16 protein-coding genes are annotated in these 18,222 nt (G+C 71.4%); 7 read left to right on the forward strand and 9 right to left on the reverse strand.

Annotation, left to right across the window (positions count from 1 at the left end; all coding sequences use genetic code 11):
* Window positions 1-8 precede the first annotated feature (8 nt).
* The 3 genes from OG718_RS41325 to OG718_RS41335 form a co-directional block, all read right to left on the reverse strand.
* On the reverse strand, window positions 9-1,670 hold the full coding sequence (locus tag OG718_RS41325) for a HoxN/HupN/NixA family nickel/cobalt transporter (RefSeq protein ID WP_328847919.1): 1,662 nt from the start codon (window positions 1,668-1,670) through the stop codon (window positions 9-11).
* Window positions 1,671-1,714: 44 nt separating this feature from the next.
* A complete protein-coding gene (locus tag OG718_RS41330) occupies window positions 1,715-3,163 on the reverse strand; it encodes a tetratricopeptide repeat protein (RefSeq protein ID WP_328846598.1) in 1,449 nt (482 codons plus the stop codon).
* 106 nt (window positions 3,164-3,269) lie between these two features.
* Window positions 3,270-4,811 carry a DUF4331 domain-containing protein gene (locus OG718_RS41335; RefSeq protein WP_143635851.1) on the reverse strand — a complete coding sequence of 514 codons (1,542 nt, stop codon included), beginning with the start codon at window positions 4,809-4,811 and terminating at the stop codon, window positions 3,270-3,272.
* Window positions 4,812-5,071: 260 nt separating this feature from the next.
* Here OG718_RS41335 and OG718_RS41340 point away from each other — a divergent pair, with 260 nt between their 5' ends.
* From OG718_RS41340 to OG718_RS41350, 3 genes are all read left to right on the forward strand, one after another.
* Entirely contained in the window at window positions 5,072-5,614 is a 543-nt protein-coding gene (locus OG718_RS41340) for a sigma-70 family RNA polymerase sigma factor (protein ID WP_055616860.1), read from the forward strand.
* Window positions 5,611-6,411 carry an anti-sigma factor gene (locus OG718_RS41345; protein WP_306940805.1) on the forward strand — a complete coding sequence of 267 codons (801 nt, stop codon included), beginning with the start codon at window positions 5,611-5,613 and terminating at the stop codon, window positions 6,409-6,411. The genes OG718_RS41340 and OG718_RS41345 overlap by 4 nt, the downstream gene beginning before the upstream one ends.
* A 115-nt stretch (window positions 6,412-6,526) precedes the next feature.
* On the forward strand, window positions 6,527-6,796 hold the full coding sequence (locus tag OG718_RS41350; protein WP_143635847.1) for a hypothetical protein: 270 nt from the start codon (window positions 6,527-6,529) through the stop codon (window positions 6,794-6,796).
* Window positions 6,797-6,849: 53 nt separating this feature from the next.
* On the opposite strand, the gene OG718_RS41355 is transcribed toward OG718_RS41350, so the two are convergent.
* From OG718_RS41355 to OG718_RS41365, 3 genes are all read right to left on the reverse strand, one after another.
* Entirely contained in the window at window positions 6,850-8,058 is a 1,209-nt protein-coding gene (locus tag OG718_RS41355; protein WP_443055234.1) for a CaiB/BaiF CoA transferase family protein, read from the reverse strand.
* A 61-nt stretch (window positions 8,059-8,119) separates the two neighbouring features.
* Complete coding sequence (locus OG718_RS41360) at window positions 8,120-8,902, reverse strand: ABC transporter permease (protein WP_143635844.1); 783 nt, start codon at window positions 8,900-8,902, stop codon at window positions 8,120-8,122.
* On the reverse strand, window positions 8,899-9,879 hold the full coding sequence (locus OG718_RS41365) for an ATP-binding cassette domain-containing protein (RefSeq protein ID WP_328846600.1): 981 nt from the start codon (window positions 9,877-9,879) through the stop codon (window positions 8,899-8,901). Before OG718_RS41365 ends, OG718_RS41360 begins: the two co-directional genes overlap by 4 nt.
* Window positions 9,880-9,963: 84 nt before the next feature.
* Between OG718_RS41365 and OG718_RS41370 the strand changes: the two genes are divergently transcribed.
* The gene (locus OG718_RS41370) at window positions 9,964-10,677 is read left to right on the forward strand and encodes a TetR/AcrR family transcriptional regulator (RefSeq protein WP_143636074.1); all 714 of its coding nucleotides are present in this window, start codon (window positions 9,964-9,966) and stop codon (window positions 10,675-10,677) included.
* Between the two features lie 128 nt (window positions 10,678-10,805).
* On the opposite strand, the gene OG718_RS41375 is transcribed toward OG718_RS41370, so the two are convergent.
* The 3 genes from OG718_RS41375 to hmgA all read right to left on the reverse strand — a co-directional run bounded on the left by OG718_RS41375 (window position 10,806) and on the right by hmgA (window position 14,227).
* Complete coding sequence (locus tag OG718_RS41375) at window positions 10,806-12,005, reverse strand: type ISP restriction/modification enzyme (protein WP_328846601.1); 1,200 nt, start codon at window positions 12,003-12,005, stop codon at window positions 10,806-10,808.
* A 41-nt stretch (window positions 12,006-12,046) separates the two neighbouring features.
* The gene (locus OG718_RS41380; protein WP_328846602.1) at window positions 12,047-12,796 is read right to left on the reverse strand and encodes a GntR family transcriptional regulator; all 750 of its coding nucleotides are present in this window, start codon (window positions 12,794-12,796) and stop codon (window positions 12,047-12,049) included.
* A 63-nt stretch (window positions 12,797-12,859) separates the two neighbouring features.
* A complete protein-coding gene (gene hmgA, locus OG718_RS41385; protein ID WP_328846603.1) occupies window positions 12,860-14,227 on the reverse strand; it encodes a homogentisate 1,2-dioxygenase in 1,368 nt (455 codons plus the stop codon).
* 179 nt (window positions 14,228-14,406) lie between these two features.
* Between hmgA and OG718_RS41390 the strand changes: the two genes are divergently transcribed.
* From OG718_RS41390 to OG718_RS41400, 3 genes are all read left to right on the forward strand, one after another.
* Window positions 14,407-14,976 (forward strand): hypothetical protein, encoded by a 570-nt coding sequence (locus OG718_RS41390; protein ID WP_328846604.1) that lies wholly within the window; start codon window positions 14,407-14,409, stop codon window positions 14,974-14,976.
* Between the two features lie 64 nt (window positions 14,977-15,040).
* Entirely contained in the window at window positions 15,041-15,661 is a 621-nt protein-coding gene (locus tag OG718_RS41395) for a TetR/AcrR family transcriptional regulator (protein WP_143635836.1), read from the forward strand.
* Window positions 15,662-15,859: 198 nt separating this feature from the next.
* Window positions 15,860-18,115: a molybdopterin oxidoreductase family protein gene (locus tag OG718_RS41400; RefSeq protein ID WP_328846605.1), complete on the forward strand. Its 2,256-nt coding sequence runs from the start codon at window positions 15,860-15,862 to the stop codon at window positions 18,113-18,115.
* The last annotated feature ends 107 nt before the right edge of the window (window positions 18,116-18,222 follow it).

Genomic DNA, 18,222 nt, shown 5'->3' on the forward strand with positions numbered 1-18,222 from the left:
AAAGTAGCTCAACCGAGTGCGGTTGCCGCCCCCCTGAACACCAATCCAGCCCCAAGGGCCACCACGACGAACGCGGATCCGATCGGCACGGTCCGCCGGAGCAGGGCCGCGGTCCGGCCGCCCGACCACCGGGCGCCGTTCTCGATCGCCTTCGCGACCCGGCTGCCGATCTTGACCACGGCGAACCCGGCCGCTGTGAGCGTGAGCGCGAGCCCCGCCCCGAAGGCGAGCACGAGCAGCAGCCCGAACCAGGCCTTGCCGAGCGCCGCGGCACCGACGAGCACGACGACCGCGGAGGGACTCGGCACGAGCCCGCCGGCGAAGCCGAGAAGAAGGGTGTCCTTGAGCTTGAGAGAGTGGGAGTGGGTGTGCGGGTGGGGGTGGTGGCCGTGACCGTGATCGTGGGGGGCGTCGTGGCCGTGGGCGTGGGAATCGTCGTGGTCGTGGGTGTGGGACGGGCCGTGGTCGTGCGTCTGCTTGTCACCGTGTTCGTGGTCGTCCCCGTGTGTGTGGGCGCCCTTGGGGCGGTCCTCGTGCCCTTGCGCATGCGCAAGAACAAGCGCGCGATCATGGCTGTGGGCGTGAACGTGCCCATGGCCGTGTCCGTGGCCGTGGGAGTGACTGTGCCCGTGTCCGCGCTGCCGCCAGGCCCGTCGTACGAGGGTCGCGCCGGCCAGCATGACGATGACGCCGCTCGTCACGCCCAGCCAGGCGATCACCGAGGGCGCGGCGGCCGACCCGGCGGCAACGAGAATGCCCAGGGCGACCACACCCAGCGTGTGGGTGACGGTCACGGAGATGGCGAGCGGCATGACGTCGCGCATCGTGGCGTTGCCGCGGGCCGCCGCCGTGGCGGCCATGATCGTCTTGCCGTGGCCGGGCGCCAGGGCGTGCATCGCGCCGAGCAGCACGGCGATGCCCAGGGCGAGCGCGGCGAAGCCGAGGGTCAGGTCCTGGCGGGACACGAGGTCGTCCAGCGCGCGGGTGAAGCGGTCGGCGCCGCGCGGCAGGATGGAGGATCCGGGCGCGTCGGAGTTCTCCTCGACGAGCGCGGGACCGCCGGGGCGGACGCGCAGCGACGCTGTCGCCGTGTCAGCCGGGGACGACAGCAACTCCTTGGGGTACTTGGTCAGTTCGTCCGAGACGGACTTCGTCGGTACGTCCGAGGCGGTGAGGGTCATCCGGTCGGCGCGCGCCGTGACCTCGCGCCAGCCGGGGCCGTCGTCCACGGAGGCGCGGAAGCGCACGGACACGTTCTTCTCAGGCTTCTCAGGCAGCGGGGCCGTCCAACGGCACTCCACCCGAAGGGTGTTGAGCCCGGCCTGACCGGGCCGCACCCGGGCGAGACTCTCGCCGACGGTCAGCGCGACTGCCTCCCCGCCGACGGTCACCCGGCTCTTGGCGGCCGCCGTCTCGCACCGCTCCCGGGCCCAACTCTCCATGCCCGCCTTGTCGATGGCGGGCTTGGCCTGGGTCGCCGGAATCTCCGCGAGGTCCTCCACGTGGTCGACCCGCAGTTTCCCGGGACCGATGACGAGACCGTCGTACCGGTTCACGGTGAAGTTGCCGAGGGGATGCGCCGACGCCGTACCGGAGGGGACCAGCACGAGCGCGCAGGCCGCCACCAGGACGGCCGCACCGGACGCGAACGCGCGTCGGCGCACGGCCACTTGTCGGGCGAGCCGGGAACGGAGGCCGCGCGCGGGGGCGGTGCTCACTTCGCACCGCCCAGCGCCGTCAGTGTCTTCTCGGCCAGCTTCGCGCCCACCGGCGAGAAGCCGGGGTTGAGCTTCAGCGCCGCCGACAGGCTGCTGCGGGCCTCCTTCTTGTTGCCCGTGGCCTGTTCGATCATTCCGCGGTGGTAGAGGAACGTCGCGTCGCGGTAGCCGGTGGCCGTGGCGCGCCGGGCGTAGGGGAGGGCCTCCTCGTCGCGGCCGTTGACGTGCAGGGCCCAGGCGAGCGCGTCCGCGGTGTGGACGGTCTCCCGGCGCTCCCACTCGGCGCGGGCGGCGCGCAGGGCGGCCTTGCGGTCGCCGTGGTCCGCCGCCGCGAGGGCCGTGTCGAGGTCGGCGTTGACGCCGTTCGCCCGGGCCAGCGCGGTCCAGGCGTTCACCAGGGCGTACTGGTCACGGGCCTTCGCCTTGTCCTCCTCGCCCCCGCGGGCCTCGTACAGCTCGCCGAGGACGACCAGCGGGCCGGGCAGCGGGAAGCGGGCCACGACGTCCTCCATGCCGGCGATCGCGGCCTTGCGGTCGCCGTTCGCGGCCTGCGCCCTGGCACGGCCCTCCAGCGCCGGGAGGTACACCTTGTCGGCCCTCAGGGCCTGCTCGAAGTACGTCAGTGCCGTCTTGAACTCGCCCTCGCGCCAGGAGAGCTGGCCGAGCGCCGTCGCCACGTAGGCGATGTCGCCGGGGGTGGAGGCACTGGAGAGCGCCTGCTTCAGGACGCGCCGCGTCGTGGTGACGTCGCCGCGCAGCTCCCGTACGTAGGCGTAGCGGGTGAAGACCGGGATGCCGGGGCGGCGGGCGTCGGCCTGGTCGGCGGCCTTGGACGCCTCCTTGTAGCGGCCGAGTTCGACCAGGGCGTCGATGCGGGTCGACAACGCCCGCTCGTTGTACGCGTTCTCGTCCAGCGCCTTGTCGGCGTACCGCAGCGCGTCGGGGAAGTCGTGCCGGGCCGCCGCCAGCGCCGAACGGCCCGCGAGCGCCGGGTCGTTGTCCGGCTCGAGCTTCAGCGACCGCTCCAGAGCGCGCTCCGCCTGCGGATAGCGGGACGGATCGCCGTTCGTGCGCGCCTGCTCGATGTAGGCGACGCCCAGCGTGGACCAGCCGCCGTAGTCCTTGGGCTGCGCCTTGAGGTGGGTCTGCAGTGCGGAGATGCTGGAGGCGAGGCTGCCGGTGGCCAGCAGTTCGGGAGCGACACCGGGCGCGGACGCCACCGTACGTACTCCGTCGTCGTCCTTGTTGCCCAGAACCACGGCTCCCGCGGTCATCGCGACGGCGATGGCGACGGCGCACGCGCCGAGCCGCAGCATCCGCGCCCGCGGGGACTCCGGACTCCCCTTCGGCCGGTCGGTCCGGTCGGGCCTGTCCTCGCCCTCGGGCGGCGGGGTCACGTCCGCGCGATCCTTCTCCTGCGCGTCCTCGTTCGTACCCGGGGCCATGCCCTCTCCTCAATCTCCTTGATGGAAGCGGTGGTTCGGGGTGAGCGGCGCGGCCCGCGCGCCGTGGGGGACGGAAACGCGCGGGCCGCGCCAGTCGGAGTGCGGGTCAGTAGGCCCGGCGGCGGCTGCGCCACCACAGGAGACCCGTGCCGATGAGCAGGAACCCGGCCGCGCCCGACGCCGCCGAGACGGCGATCAGCGTGGTGTCGTCCATACCGGCCACACCGCCCGTGGTGCCCGCGGGCTGCAGGGCGTCACCGAGCTGGTTGCGGACGTCGTTCGTGCCCGTCGTGCCCTTGGCGAGCGGACCGCGCGAACCGGAGGTCGGCAGCGCGACGTACGGGAACGCCTTCTCGAACTTCTGGTCGTTCTTGTCGACCGCGTCACCCAGGTCGTTCTTGGCGCCGACGAGTTCGCCCTCGACGACCTGCAGCGCGATGTCCAGCACGTCGTCACCGAGGCGGCGTCCGTTCGGGAAGCCCGCGTTGTCGCCGTCCAGCACGCCGAGCCGCTTCTCCTTGGCCGCCGGCTTGATCGAGGTGTTCAGGCGCAGCATCTCCGAAGCACGCACGTGCGGAGGCTGGTTGAGACCCTCGACACCCTTCAGGAAGACGTCGACCAGGTCGTTCCTGGGCTCCTTCGGCGCCGGGATCTTGTAGATCGCCTCGATGAGCTTCGGCAGTTCGGGGTTGGTGACGTTCTCCAGGAAGTCGCCGTCGTTCCAGGGCGAGGACGCGTTGAACTTGTCCTTGTCCTTGATCGGGTTGACGACCTCGTTCACCAGCGGCATGCCGAGGCGCGAGACCTGCCGGTACTCCCCGCTCGCGCTCCTGCGCTGCGTCGTCGACCAGACGCCCACGATCGGCTGGTCGGCCGACTCCTGGATCATGTCGGTCGGCAGCTGGAGGGCAACGGAGTTGACGTTGTACTCCTTCAGCGTGTCGTTGCCCACCTCGGACAGGTTCCCGCCGTACAGCAGGTCGAAGACGCGCAGATCCAGGAAGAACGGGTCGTCCGCCTGGCCGGCGAACGTCTTCGCCCCGCCCGGGAGTTCGTGCACGGCCTGCTCGCGGAGCTTGGCGTAGTCCGGCATGGACGCCTGGCCGACGTTCGACGGCGCGACCGGCACGTCGTCCGCATACGTCGACTTCTTGACCACGCGCTGGTCCTTGAGCTGCAGCAGCTCGATGTCGTAGGTCTGCGTGATGTTGAGGTCCGGGTCGTCGAGGCTCTCGACCGGGCCCGTGTTGTACAGGAAGGTCTTGTCGTTCTTGACGTGCGTCTTGAACGTGTAGCGGAAGACGAAGTCGCCCTGCGCGTCACCGTCGTTGTCGATGTGCAGGTCGTACTGGGCGTCCTCGGCGAACGTGAAGAAGTTCGGCCCGCCCGCCGGCTCCTCGAACGGGATCCAGTTCGCGACGAGCGTCGTGGTGTCCGGATGGTCGGGGCTGACGAACGCGTACACGTCCGTGTTGTCGAACTGCGGCTGGCCCGAGATGAGCGGAGCCTCGCGGTGGCTGGACGCGCTCGCCGTCCCCGGTCCGAGCGCGGTCACGCCGACGGCCGCGAGCCCGCCGGTGGCCAACGCACCGCAGACAAGGGTCGCAAGGCTCCTGCGTCCCACGAACCCGCTGGTGAAAGGTGTCATGCCGTCCGTCCTCTGTCCCAAAGCTGTGTCCCGGCGGTGATGTCCGCGAGAAGCGACCCGTCGACTGATCTGCTCCTGCTCTCGTTCCGCGTCGGTTGGTGTTGCCTGATGCACGCCATTCGGAGCGGGGGCTCGGAAGGATTGGTTCGGGATTCACCCGCGTTTTCAAGCAGTTGATCCGTAACCCCATCCGAAGGCGTTCCGGCGCCGAATACGTGAGGATGGGACGGGCCGTTCAATGGCCGGAGAGGGGGAAACAAGTGGAGGCGGACGAACTTCTGGTGCTCGTGGCCGGAGGAGACCAGAAGGCCTTCGAGGATTTGTACGGTCTGGTGTCGGGGCCGGTGTTCGGGCTGGTACGCCGCGTGGTGCGGGATCCGGCCCAGTCGGAGGAGGTGGCCCAGGAGGTGCTCCTCGAACTCTGGCGGTCCGCCGGACGCTACGACCCCGGCCGCGGCAGCGCACTGTCCTGGGTCCTCACCCTCGCGCACCGCCGGGCGGTCGACCGGGTCCGCAGTGCCCGCGCCGCCGGAGAGCGCGAACTGCGCATGGCCCGGCGCTCGAACGGCCCCGCCTTCGACCAGGTCGCCGAAGAAGTCGAGGCGGGCTTAGAACGAGAATGGGTGCGCCGCTGCCTGGACCGGCTCACCGCACTGCAACGACAGTCCGTCACCCTCGCCTACTACGACGGCTACACGTACCGTGAAGTGGCCGAACGGCTCTCCCTGCCGCTCGGCACGGTCAAGACGCGCATGCGCGACGGACTCACGCGGTTGCGCGACTGCCTGGGAGGTGTCGCATGACCAGCCTCTTCCGGCGGAGTGATCTGCACTCCCTGGCCGCCCCCTACGCCCTGGACGCCCTGGAACCCCATGAGCACAAGCGTTTCGAGAAACACCTGAGGCGCTGCGACAGCTGCGCCGCCGAGGTGCGCGCCCTGCGCGAGGACGCGGTCCGCCTCGCCTGGTCCACGGCCGCCCCGGCGCCGGCCGCGATGCGCGACCGGGTCCTGATGGCCGTACGGACGACTCCTCAGGAGCCGGCGGCCTTCGTCCAGCCACCGGCTCGGGCGATCACGGACCGGTACGGGGAACGGGCACCGTCGCGTGCCCGTCGCTCCCCCTTCTCACCGTTCCTCATCCCGCTCGCGTCCACCACGGCAGCGGCCGCCCTCGTCGTCGCTGCGCTCTTCGGCATGCAGGCGTCCCGCACCCAGGACCAGCTCGCCCAGGAGCGCGCCCAGGCACGTGAGATCGCACACGTTCTCGCCGCGCCGGACGCCCGCGCGAGCGCCGGACGCGACGCGAACGGACAGGGCATGAGTGTCGTCGCGTCCGCCTCGCAGCGCACCGCTGTAGTGACCGCGGCCGGACTGGGTACACCTTCGAACGGAAGGGTTCACCAACTGTGGCTCATGCGACCGGAGGAGAAACCACGATCACTGGGGCTTCTCGACGGCGACACGCCCTTGATTGCCACCGGGCTGAACACGAACGCGACATCACTCGCTGTCACCGTCGAGCCGTCGGGCGGTTCCGCACAGCCAACAACCGCACCGGTTGTCCAACTCGCCCTGGAATCAGTTGGATTCGGAGAGTAACCGTCAACACCCTTACCGGAAAGGTGAATCCCGCGCCCGGGATACACGGGTGTGGAGAGGGAGCGATAGGGTTAACCTGCCCGGGCCGGGTGCCCTCGTATGGGTGGGGAGTGACATGGAACAGATAACAGTGCGTGGCAGGGCGCGAGTCCCTGCGATCACGTGTGGCAGCAGCGCGACCAGCTCGCGCCTCGACCGTCATCTCTCGGTGATGGGTGGCCCCGCCATCCCTCAGCGCGAGGCGGCAGAGGCGACGGACCTGATGCGCGAGCTCACCGCACGTGACACCGCGCACGACCGCACCGCCAGGGGCGCGCGAGTGAGGCGAGTCTCGCTCTTCGCACCGCTGCGCCGGCTGCGCCGTTCCCTGTTCGGCGGCCGCTGAGCGGCCTCGGCCGCTGACAGGCGGCCGAACCCGAGCAGGACCCCGACCCGCGCTCAGGCGGTCACACCGTCCCGGCGCAGTGCTGCGATCTCATCGTCCGTCATCCCCACGGCACGCAGCAGCGCCCCGGTGTGTTCCCCGAGCGCGGGTACGGGCCCCATCCGCGCCGATTCCCCGCCCGGCAGCGTGATCGGCGGCAACAACGCCCTCAGCGGCCCGACCGGCGAACCCACTTCCCGCCACCGGTCCCGCGCCGCCAGCTGAGGATGCTCCGCCACCTCCCGTACGTCCCGCAGCCGCGCACACGCGATCCCGGCCGCCTCGAGTCGCGCCACCGCCTCGTCGGTGATGAGCGGCGCCAGCGCCTTGCCGACCAACTCGTCGGTGTGCTCCCGGTGTTCGACCCGCGCCGCGTTCGTCGCGTACGCCGGGTCGTGCGCCAACTCCGGCCGCCGAAGCACCTGTTCGGCCAGCCGCCGCCACTCCCGGTCGTTCTGCACCGACAGCAGCACCCGCCCGCCGTCCGCCGTCGGATAGGCGTCGTACGGGGCGATGACGGCGTGCGCGAGACCGGTACGCGCCGGGGGAGTGCCGCCGTGCATCGCATGGTGCAGCGGATGCCCCATCCACTCGGCCAGCGCCTCCAGCATCGACACCTCCACCGGCCCGCCGCGCCCCGTCGTGCCACGGCGCACCAGCGCCGCCAGCACCCCCGAGAACGCGTACATCGCCGCCGCGATGTCGGCCGCCGGGATCCCCGCCTTCACCGGCTGCCCGGCCGTTCCCGTCACGGACACCAGCCCCGCCTCGCACTGCACGAGCATGTCGTACGCGCGCTTCTCGGCGTACGGGCCAAAAGCCCCGTAACCCGAGATGTCCACGGCGATCAGCCGCGGGTCGGCCGCGCACAGCGTCGCCGCGTCCAGGCCCAGCCGCGCGGCCGCGCCCTGTGCGAGGTTCTGCACGAAGACGTCGGCGTCCGCGACGAGACGGCGTACGACGTCCAGGCCGCGCGGGTCCTTCAGGTCGAGGGCGATGGACTCCTTGCCGCGGTTGCACCACACGAAGTGGGAGGCGAGACCGGCGGCCGCGGTGTCGTAGCCGCGCGCGAAGTCACCGCCGTCGATCCGCTCGACCTTGACGACCCGGGCCCCGAGATCGGCGAGCTGCCGGGTGGCGAAGGGGGCCGCGACGGCCTGCTCGACGGCGACGACGGTGATGCCCTCCAGGGGCAGGGGAAGCGGCTCCATGCGAGGGATCATGTCCCGCGCGCGAGGGCTTTGTCATGCAGGGGCCGGGCTGACGGGGCCCCGGGGTGAGCGGTCAGCGTCCGCCGTTCGCGTACCGGCGGACGGCGAGCGGCATGAACACCGCGATGAGCACCGCGCACCAGGCCAGCGACCCCGCGACGGGGTGTGTGACCGGCCAGGCGCCGTCCGTCGGCACCGGCGCGTTCCCGAACAGGTCGCGCAGGGCCGTGGTCACCGCGCTGATCGGGTTCCACTCGGCGATCGTGCGCAGCCAATCGGGCAGATTGTCCGTCGGGATGTACGCGTTCGACAGCAGCGGCAGGATGAACGTCGCGCCGCCCAGCTGCCCGGCCGCCTCCTCGCTCCGCGAGGCCAGGCCCAGCAGGATCCCGATCCACGTGGTCGCGAACCGGAAGAGCAGCAGCAGACCCACGGCGCCGGCGGCTTCCAGCGCGGAACCCTCCATCCGCCAGCCCACCGCGAGCCCCACCAGCAGCACCGGCACCGTGCCCACGGCCGTGACGACCAGGTCCCCGGCCGCCTGCCCGAGCGGTACGGCGGCCCGGCTGATCGGCAGCGTACGGAAGCGGTCCATCACGCCCCGGTGAGAGTCCTGGGCGGCCTGGAACATTCCGGTCATGATCCCGTTGGCCGCCGTCGCGACCAGCAGCCCCGGCACCAGGAAGGCCCGGTACTCCTCGCCGGGCATCGCGAGCGCGCTGCCGAAGACATAGCCGAAGAACAGCAGCATCGTGATCGGCATGGTCTGGGTGAGGATCAGCAGCCCCATGTTGTGCCGGATCCGCCGCAGCTGACGGCCCAGCATCGCGGTGCCGTCGTAGGCCAACGCACTCATGTCACAAGCTCCTTGCTGTCGGTGCGGTCACTGGTCCCGGCTCCGGCCGAGCCGTCGGTCAGGCGGAGGAAGACGTCGTCGAGCGTCGGCGGTCGCAGGTTCACGTCGAGCAACGGCACACCCGCGGCGTCGAGTTCGCGTACCAGGCGGGGGAGGGTGAGCGTCGGGTCGGTGGTGACCGCGCCGACCGCGTTCCGCTCTCCGTCGAAGTCGGGCCGGGAGCCCGTCAGTTGGTCGAGCACGGCCGCCGCGCCGGCCATGGCGTCCGCGTGGGCGACGACCGCCTCCGCGTACGAGCCGATGAGCGCCTTGAGTTCGGCGGGCGTGCCCGAGTGCGCGACCCTGCCGCGGTCCACGAGGACGATGTCGTCGGCGAGCTGGTCGGCCTCCTCCAGATACTGCGTGGTGAGCAGGACCGTCGTGCCCTCCGCCTTCAGCGCGCGCACGGTCTCCCAGATCTGGTTGCGGCTGTGCGGGTCGAGGCCGGTCGTCGGTTCGTCGAGGAACAGCACCCCGGGCCGGGTGATCAGGCTCGCGGCCAGGTCGAGACGGCGCCGCATGCCGCCGGAGTAGGTGGACGTGGCGCGGTCCGCCGCGTCGGCGAGTTCGAAGCGGTCGAGGAGTTCGTCGGCGCGGGCGGCCGCCTTCGGGAGGCGGCGCAGCTTCGCGAACAGCCGCAGGTTCTCCCGCCCCGTGAGATCGCCGTCGACCGACGCGTACTGCCCGGTGACGCCGATCGCGCGACGCACGGCGTCCGGCTCCCGGACGAGGTCGTGCCCCGCGACACGCGCGGACCCCGCGTCGGGCCGCAGCAGCGTGGTGAGCAGCCGCACCGCCGTCGTCTTGCCCGCGCCGTTCGGCCCGAGCAGACCGCAGACCGTGCCCTCCGCCACGGCCAGGTCCAGCCCGCGCAGCGCCCGGACTTCCTTGAAACTCTTCTCCAGACCTTCACTAAGTACAGCGTACGTAGTTGTCATGGTGCGACCATACCTCACTACGTACGCTGTACGTAACTACGATGGGGACGACAGGATCCACCGATGGCAGGACTGACGACACCGATGGCAGGACGCGCCGACGTACCCGAAGTGATCTGGGCCCGACCCGAGCGCACGGGACGCGGGCCGCGGCCCGCGTTCACCCGGGCCGACATCGCGGCCGCCGCGGTGCGGATCGCGGACGCGCAGGGGCTGGACGGGGTCTCGATGCGACATGTCGCGGCCGAGCTGGGCTGCGGCACGATGTCGCTCTACAACTACGTGCCGCGCAAGGAGGACCTGTACGAGCTGATGGTCGACGCCGTCGGTGGTGAGCACGAGTTGTGGGAGCCGGCGGGGGACTGGCGGGCCGACATGCTCCGGGTCGCCCATCAGGCGCGTGCGCTCATGCTCCGGCATCCGTGGCTGCCGGCTCTCATGTCGCCGGTGTACGGGTTCAGCCCCAACGCCCTGCGCTATCTGGAGCACTGCCTCACGTGCCTGGACTCCTTCGAGGGGACGTACGGCACGAAGTTCGAGCTGATCGCGATGGTCAACGGGGTGGTGACGACGTACGTGGGGAATGAGTTGGCCACGGTTGAGCGGGTGCGGGCGTTGCCGTGGTCGGAGGAGCAGGAGAACGCGGTGCGCGGTGCGTATTTGGGTGGGCAGGTTGCCACCGGGGCGTATCCGCGGATGGCGGCGGCGTTCATGGAGGACGCGGGGCCGATTGATATGGAGGCGGTGTTCGAGCGGGCGTTGATGAGGTTGCTCGACGGGTTTGACCCGTCTCGCTGAGTGGGCCGTGACTGCGTCGCGGAGGGTCGTGTCGGAGCTGCGGGCCGGTGGGGGCTGGTCGCGCGGTTCCCCGCGCCCCTAAAAGATTGCGCCGTTCCCCGCGCCCCTAGAAGTGCCCCCCGTATCTCTCAGATCAGCGCGACCTGGCCCTCCGGGCCCTCCTCGTGGTGGTCCAGTACTGATGCCGGTTGGCGGGACGCGGCCGGCGGCGGGAGGATGTCCGCCTTGCGCAGCTCGTCCGGCGTGATGGGGGACTCGATCGTCAACTCGGCCTGCTGCGGGCGTAGTTCCGCCAGTAGCGACAGGACCGTGATGACCTCCAGGAGGTCGGACGTCCAGGGCTGGGGCCAGGTGGTGGGGCGGATGGACTCCAGGGTGCCGGGGGCCGGCTGGGCGGTTCGGGTGGTGAACCACTGGTCCAGGACGCGGACGCCGCCGACCTCGAAGTCCCAGGCGGAGGGCGGGACCGGGGAGATGCGGCCCTCGTCGAGGTGGAGGGTCTCCTCGTCGCGGTCGTAGCGGAGTTCGAGCGGGCGGGAGGGCAGTGGGGCCCGGACGTACGGGCGGCGGCCGCCGGGGAGTTTGGGGCGTTCGCCGTCGCGGCGCATCAGCCACAGCATGCGGTGGCCCAACTCGGTGCCTCGTGCCCAGAGTTCGGGGTCCGACGTGAGTGGCACCGTGCACCCGCGCGGACCCGGGCGGGCCACCGCCACTGTCCAGGCCAGGACGTCGAGGGGCGTGGCGGAGTGGCCCAGGCGCTTGGCCAGCAGGTCCAACAGGCCCGGCGCCAGGTTGGGTTCGCGGCCCTCGGGGCGCCGGTACAGGGGGCGGATCCGGCCCGGCCGTGCGGTGGGCACGGTCTTCGACTGCGGGAGGACCACGGGGAGCGTCGACGTGACCAGGAGAGGCGGCCCGTCGGGTGCGGGGGCCTGCTCGACCGCGAAGAGCTGCCGCTCGTCCATCACGCGCCACAACTCCGGCCGCGCCGCGTCGATCAGCCGGTGGTCGGGGATCAGCCACTGCTCGTCGAACGGCCCGTGCAGGACCCGTACCGGCTCCGCGCAGGGACCCGACGCGCGGGCCAGCCGGACCGTTCCCGAGGGCTGGCCCGGCAGTTGGCCCACCGCCGAGTGGAGCGTCCGGGCGCGTGTGGCGCCGAACAACGCCTCGCGGTCGGGCCCTTCGGCCTTCACGAAGGCGTCCCACCGTGCTTTCAGGGACGCCGGGTCGGGCGCCGTCGGCCACCCACGGCCCAGCCGGGGCGGTGCGACGGCCCACGGCATGAGGTCCGCCAGCAGCGGAGCGTCGTCGTGCGTCACGCTCGGCATCGTACGACGTGGGCCGTCGAAGGCGCCTTGGTCCCGCATGCTCAGTGGGCGTCGAGGGTGACGGTGAAGGAGAAGCGGTCGCCCCGGTACTGGATACGGGCCACGTCGAGCGCCCGGCCGTCCTCGCCGTGCACGACGCCCGTGTAGTGCAGGATCGGGCTCAGCAGCGGGACCTGGAGCAGCCGTGCGGTCTCCGGGTCGGCGAGCCGCGCCTCGACGGTGTCGGTGATCTGGCTGATCCTCGCCCCCGCGACGTCCCGCAGCACCTTGGTCATGGGCCAGCGGACCAGGTCGTCGGGGTCGATCAGGGCGGCCAGCTCGGGCCGGACGTAGTTGCGCGCGTGGTTGGTCGGCTCCCCGGTCTTCTCGTCGCTGCGCAGCCGGTGGTAGGTCGCGACCTCCGTCAGGTCCGGGAAGTGCTCGGAGAGTTCCGCCGACACGGGCTCGGTGCCGTGGTCGAGGAGCCGGGTCGTCATGCCCGACTGCTGGGCCACGATCGCGTCCACCGAGCCGAGCAGCCGGACCGGGGCGCCCCGTGCCGCGCTCGGCTCGATGAACGTGCCGCGCCTGCGATGGCGGGTGATCAGCCCCTCGTCCTCCAGCTCCTTGAGCGCCTGCCGCATGGTCAGCACGCTCACCCCGTAGTGCTCCGCCAGCTGTTCCTCGGTGGGCAGCCGCAGCGGATCCTGCGCGGACCGCCCGAGTATCGAGGCGCGCAGGGACTGCGACACCTGATACCAGAGCGGCAGCTTGCGGTTCAGGACGATCGAGTCCGGGGCGAAGGAGGTCACGAGGGTATCCGTACCGTTCGCGGGCGCTGCGTGCAACGGGCGGTCACGATCGGTCCCGGTCGGTCATGGGCGCCGCTCCGGCCGGAAGTGCCGCTGGAGGCCCTGCCACACGTCGTCGTACGCGCGCTGCAGATGCTCCGCCCCGGCGGCCTGCGCGGTGGCGGTGACCGGCCAGCGCGTCTCGAACATGAAGGCCAGACCGTCGTCGATCTTCTGCGGCCGCAGCTCGGCGGCGCTGGCCCGGTCGAACGTCTCCCGGTCGGGACCGTGCGCCGACATCATGTTGTGCAGCGAGCCGCCCCCCGGCACGAATCCCTCGGCCTTGGCGTCGTACGCGCCCTCGATGAGCCCCATGTACTCGCTCATCACGTTCCGGTGGAAGTACGGCGGCCGGAACGTGTCCTCACCCACGAGCCAGCGCGGCGCGAAGACGACGAAGTCGACACCCGCGAGGCCCGGGGTGTCGGACGGTGAGGTCAGCACCGTGAAGATCGACGGGTCCGGGTGGTCGTAGCTGATGGTGCCGATCACATTGAAGGCGCGCAGATCATAGGCGTACGGCACATGGTTGCCGTGCCAGGCGACGACATCCAGCGGGGAGTGGTCGTAGACGGCCGTCCAGAGGTTGCCGCAGAACTTGTTCACCACCTCCACCGGCCCCTCGACGTCCTCGTAGGCGGCGACGGGCGCCCGGAAGTCGCGGGCGTTCGCCAGACCGTTGGCGCCGATCGGGCCGAGGTCGGGGAGCTGGAAGGGCGCCCCGTAGTTCTCGCACGCATAGCCCCGGGCAGCCTGGCCCGGGCCGTCGTCGGACGCGGCGTCCAGCAGCTCCACACGGAAGCGCACCCCACGAGGAATCAGCGCCACATGTCCCGGCTCCACATGCAGCAGCCCGAACTCGGTGCGCAGCAGCAGCCCGCCGCGCTCCGGCACGATCAGCAGCTCGCCGTCGGCGTCGCTGAACACCCGCTCCATCGAGGCGTTGGCGTGATAGAGGTGCACGGCCATGCCGGTGCGCTGCGCCGCGTCGCCGTTGCCGCCGAGCGTCCACAGGCCCGCCAGGAAGTCGGTCCCCGGTGAGGGCTCGGGCAGCGGGTTCCAGCGCAGCCGGTTCGGGTCGGGAACCGTCTCCGTGAAGGGTGCCGTGCGGACGGCGCCGTTGTCGGTGCGGGTGAAGGCCGGGTGCGCGGCCGACGGGTGGATCCGGTACAGCCACGACCGGCGGTTCTGCGCCCTCGGCTCGGTGAACGCCGTACCGCTCAGCTGCTCCGCGTAGAGCCCGAGCGGGGCCCGCTGAGGAGAGTTGCGACCGTGCGGCAGGGCGCCCGGCACCGCCTCCGAACTGTGCTCGTTGCCGAACCCGGTGAGATACGTCAGCGCCTCGACGGTCTTCCGCAGTGTCTCGGCGGTGATCCGCCCGTCCCCGCTCATGATCGCTCCCTCGTTCCTGATTCCTATGCATCACCGTAGGATTCGCGAAATCCGTGCGCAAGAGGGAGATGCCCGTGCCCACGGGGGCGACCGCGTGATCGCGCCAAGACCGCGGTAGTACCCGAGAACCAGACTTCAGGGGGATCCGGCTGTCAGAGCGGTGCTCTAATCTCCCCGGCATGTCGTGGACGCGCGTATTCCTCACCGCGCTCGCGGCCTGTGCACTGTTCGGCGCTCTGTTCGTCGGAGCGACGGGCTGCGGGTCCGACGAAGCGCGCGAGAGCGACGGCGTGAAGCCGTCGCCGGTGGGCAAGGTGCTGGAGGACACGGACGAGGAAGGGCGGCACTACCGTGAGATCGACAAGAAGGACGCACCGAGGGTCGCGATCGAGATACAGCCCGACGCCGACAGCGACGGCTGGGACGTACGTCTGACCGTCCACGAATTCCGCTTCTCGCCGGCCGGTGCGAGGAAGACGGCCGAACCCGGCCGCGGCCGCGCCCTCCTCCGCCTCGACGGCCGCCCCCTGTCCTTCCTCCGCGGCCCGGACCACCACATCGCCGGAAACCTCGTTCCGCGCGGCACCCACCAGGTCACCGTGCGCCTGCACGCCGACGACGACACGGTGTGGGCCGTGGACGGCGAGCCCGTCGGCAGTACGGCGGACATCACCGTGTCCGATCCGGGGCCGACGGACACCGAGCCCCCGAAGGCGTCGGCGACGAGTGGCTCGGGCACGCACAAGTGAGTGGCATCAGCACAGATATTCGTATCGAAGGGCAAGGTTCACCGGACCCCGGCGGAAAGGCATCATGAAGCCCGTGCCCCCTGCGACCTCGCTGCGCCGCGCGCCCGTTCAACGGCGTAGCGCCGAAAGACTCACCCGAATACTCGACGCCTGCGCCGATCTCCTCGACGAGGTCGGCTACGACGCCCTCAGCACCCGCGCGGTCGCCCTGCGCGCCGGTGTGCCCATAGGGTCCGTCTACCGCTTCTTCGGCAACAAGCGCGCCATGGCCGACGCGCTCGCCCAGCGCAACCTCGACGTCTTCACCGAGCGCGTCGCCCTCCGCCTCCAGGAGACCGCCGGCGCGGGCGGCTGGCGCGCGGCCATGGACGCGGTCCTCGACGAGTACCTCGCGATGAAGCGCACCGCGCCCGGCTTCTCGCTCGTCGACTTCGGCAACCAGATACCCGTCGGCACCCGCGACGCCGAACCCAACACCCGCGTCGCCGACCGCCTCACCGACATGCTCTCCTCCGTCCTGGACCGCGAACCCGACGAGGACCTGCGCCGCACCTTCCTCATCGCCGTCGAGGCCGCCGACACCCTCGTCCAGCTCGCCTTCCGCCTCGACCCGTCCGGGGACGAACGGGTCATCGAGGAGACCCGGGAACTGCTGCGGGCGTATCTGGCGCGGTCGCTCGACTGACGGAGAGGCCGGGCGACGACGTTGCCCGGCCCCACCCGCCGCGGCCCCGCCCGGCCCGACCCCGCCCGGCGTGGACACTCGAACGGCGCGCGAATTTCCGACGTGACCCCCCGCGACCCCTCCCCACCGTCCATACCGGTCGGTATGCTCGGCACGGTCAGTGCGTCACCGTCGCCGCCACCCCCTCCGGGAGGACCCGTGTCCACCACCGCCGACTCCCGAACAGCTCTGCGCATCTGTCCCCTCTGCGAGGCGACGTGCGGGCTCACGCTCACCATCGAGGGGACCCGGGTGACGAGCGCGCGCGGGGACCGCGACGACGTGTTCAGCCAGGGGTTCATCTGCCCGAAGGGCGCCTCGTTCGGGGCGGCCGACGGCGACCCCGACCGGCTGCGGACGCCGCTCGTGCGCAAGGACGGCGAACTGCGCGAGGCCACCTGGGAGGAGGCCTTCGACGCCGTCGCGGCCGGACTGCGGCCGGTCGTCGAGCGGTACGGGCCTCACGCCGTCGGAGCCGTCCTCGGCAACCCGAACGTGCACACCATGGCCGGCGCCCTCTACCCGACCGTGCTGCTCGCGGGCCTCGGCACCCGCAGCCTCTTCACCGCGTCCACCCTCGACCAGATGCCCAAGCACGTCTCCAGCGGCCTGCTCTACGGCGACGCCAACGCGATCCCCGTGCCCGACCTCGACCGCACCGACCACCTGCTGCTGATCGGCGCCAACCCCCTCGAATCCAACGGCAGCCTGTGCACCGCCCCCGACTTCCCCGGCAAGCTCAAGGCCCTCAAGGCGCGCGGCGGCACCCTGACCGTCATCGACCCCCGCCGCACCCGTACCGCCAAGCTCGCCGACCGGCACGTGGCCATCCGCCCCGGCACCGACGCGCTGCTGCTCGCGGCCATGGCGTACGTCCTCTTCGAGGAGCAGCTCACCGACCTCGGCGAACTCGCCGAGCTGGTGCAGGGGGCCGACGAACTCCGCGAGGCGGTAAAGGACTTCACCCCGGAGGCCGCCGCCGAGGCCTGCGACGTCGACGCCGACACGATCCGCGCGCTCGCCCGCGAACTGGCCGCCGCGCCCACCGCCGCCGTATACGGCCGCATCGGCAGCTGTACCGTCCCGCACGGCACCCTGGCCAGCTGGCTGGTCGACATCCTGAACATCCTCACCGGCAACCTCGACCGGCCCGGCGGCGCCCTCTTCCCGCAGGCCGCCACCGACAGGACGCCCCGCCCCGCCGGACCCGGCCACGGCTTCGCGCTCGGCCGCTGGCACAGCCGCGTGAGCCGCCACCCCGAGGCCAAGGGCGAACTGCCGATGGCCGCGCTCGCCGAGGAGATCGACACCGCGACCGCCGAGGGCGAGCCGATCCGCGCCCTCGTCGTCATCGCCGCCAACCCCGTCCTGTCCGCGCCCGACGGCGACCGCCTCGACAAGGCCCTCGGCTCGCTCGACTTCATGGTCAGTGTCGACCCCTACCTGAACGAGACCTCACGGCACGCCCACGTCGTGCTGCCGCCGCCCCCGCCCTCGCAGAGCCCGCACCACGACTTCGCCTTCAACACCCTCGCCGTACGCAACCAGGTCCGCTACACCCGCGCAGCCGTCCCCCTGGAGCCCGGCCGCATGGCCGAGACGGAGATCCTCGCCCGGCTCGTCCTCGCCGCCACCGGCATGCACGGCGCCGACCCCTCCGCCGTCGACGACCTGGTCATCAGCCAGACCCTCGGCAAGGCGGTCAAGGAACCGCACTCCCCGGCGCACGGCCGCGCCCCGGGCGAGCTCGCCGCACAGCTCACCGGCGAGACCGGCCCCGAGCGACGCCTCGACATGATGCTGCGCCTGGGCCCGTACGGCGACGGATTCGGCGTACGTCCCGAAGGGCTGACCCTGGAGAAGCTGCTCGACCAGCCCCACGGCATCGACCTCGGACCGCTCCAGTCGCGCCTCCCGCAGCCCCTCAAGACCCGCAGCGGACTCGTGGAGCTGCTCCCGCAGCCGCTCGCCGACGACCTCCCGCGGCTCAGGGACGCACTGCGCCGGCGCCCCGAGGGGCTCGTCCTCGTCGGCCGCCGGCACCTGCGCTCCAACAACAGCTGGATGCACAACATCCCCGCCCTCACCGGCGGCACCAACCGCTGCACCCTGCACATCCACCCCGACGACGCCGACCGCCTCGGAGTCACCGACGGGGCACCGGTGCGGGTCAAGGGCGCCGGGGGAGAGGTCGTCGCCCCCGCCGAGATCACCGACGCCGTACGACGCGGGGTCGTGAGCCTGCCGCACGGCTGGGGACACGACCGTCCCGGCACCCGGACGACCCACGCCGCAGTGGACCCCGGCGTCAACGTCAACCAGCTCCTCGACGGCAGCCTGCTCGACCCGCTGTCCGGCACGGCGGTACTCAATGGCGTACCCATCGATATCGCGCCAACAGGCACAACGCTGTGACCTGGAGTTTTGCGCTTATTGCTCGCGTGTCAACATCTTGTTAAGCCTTGCGTGGCCGACCTAACGTCACTCGAACCGCTGTCCCCGGTGGAAGTTCAAGGGCGAAC

The organism is Streptomyces sp. NBC_00258 (assembly GCF_036182465.1).
GTDB lineage: Bacteria > Actinomycetota > Actinomycetes > Streptomycetales > Streptomycetaceae > Streptomyces.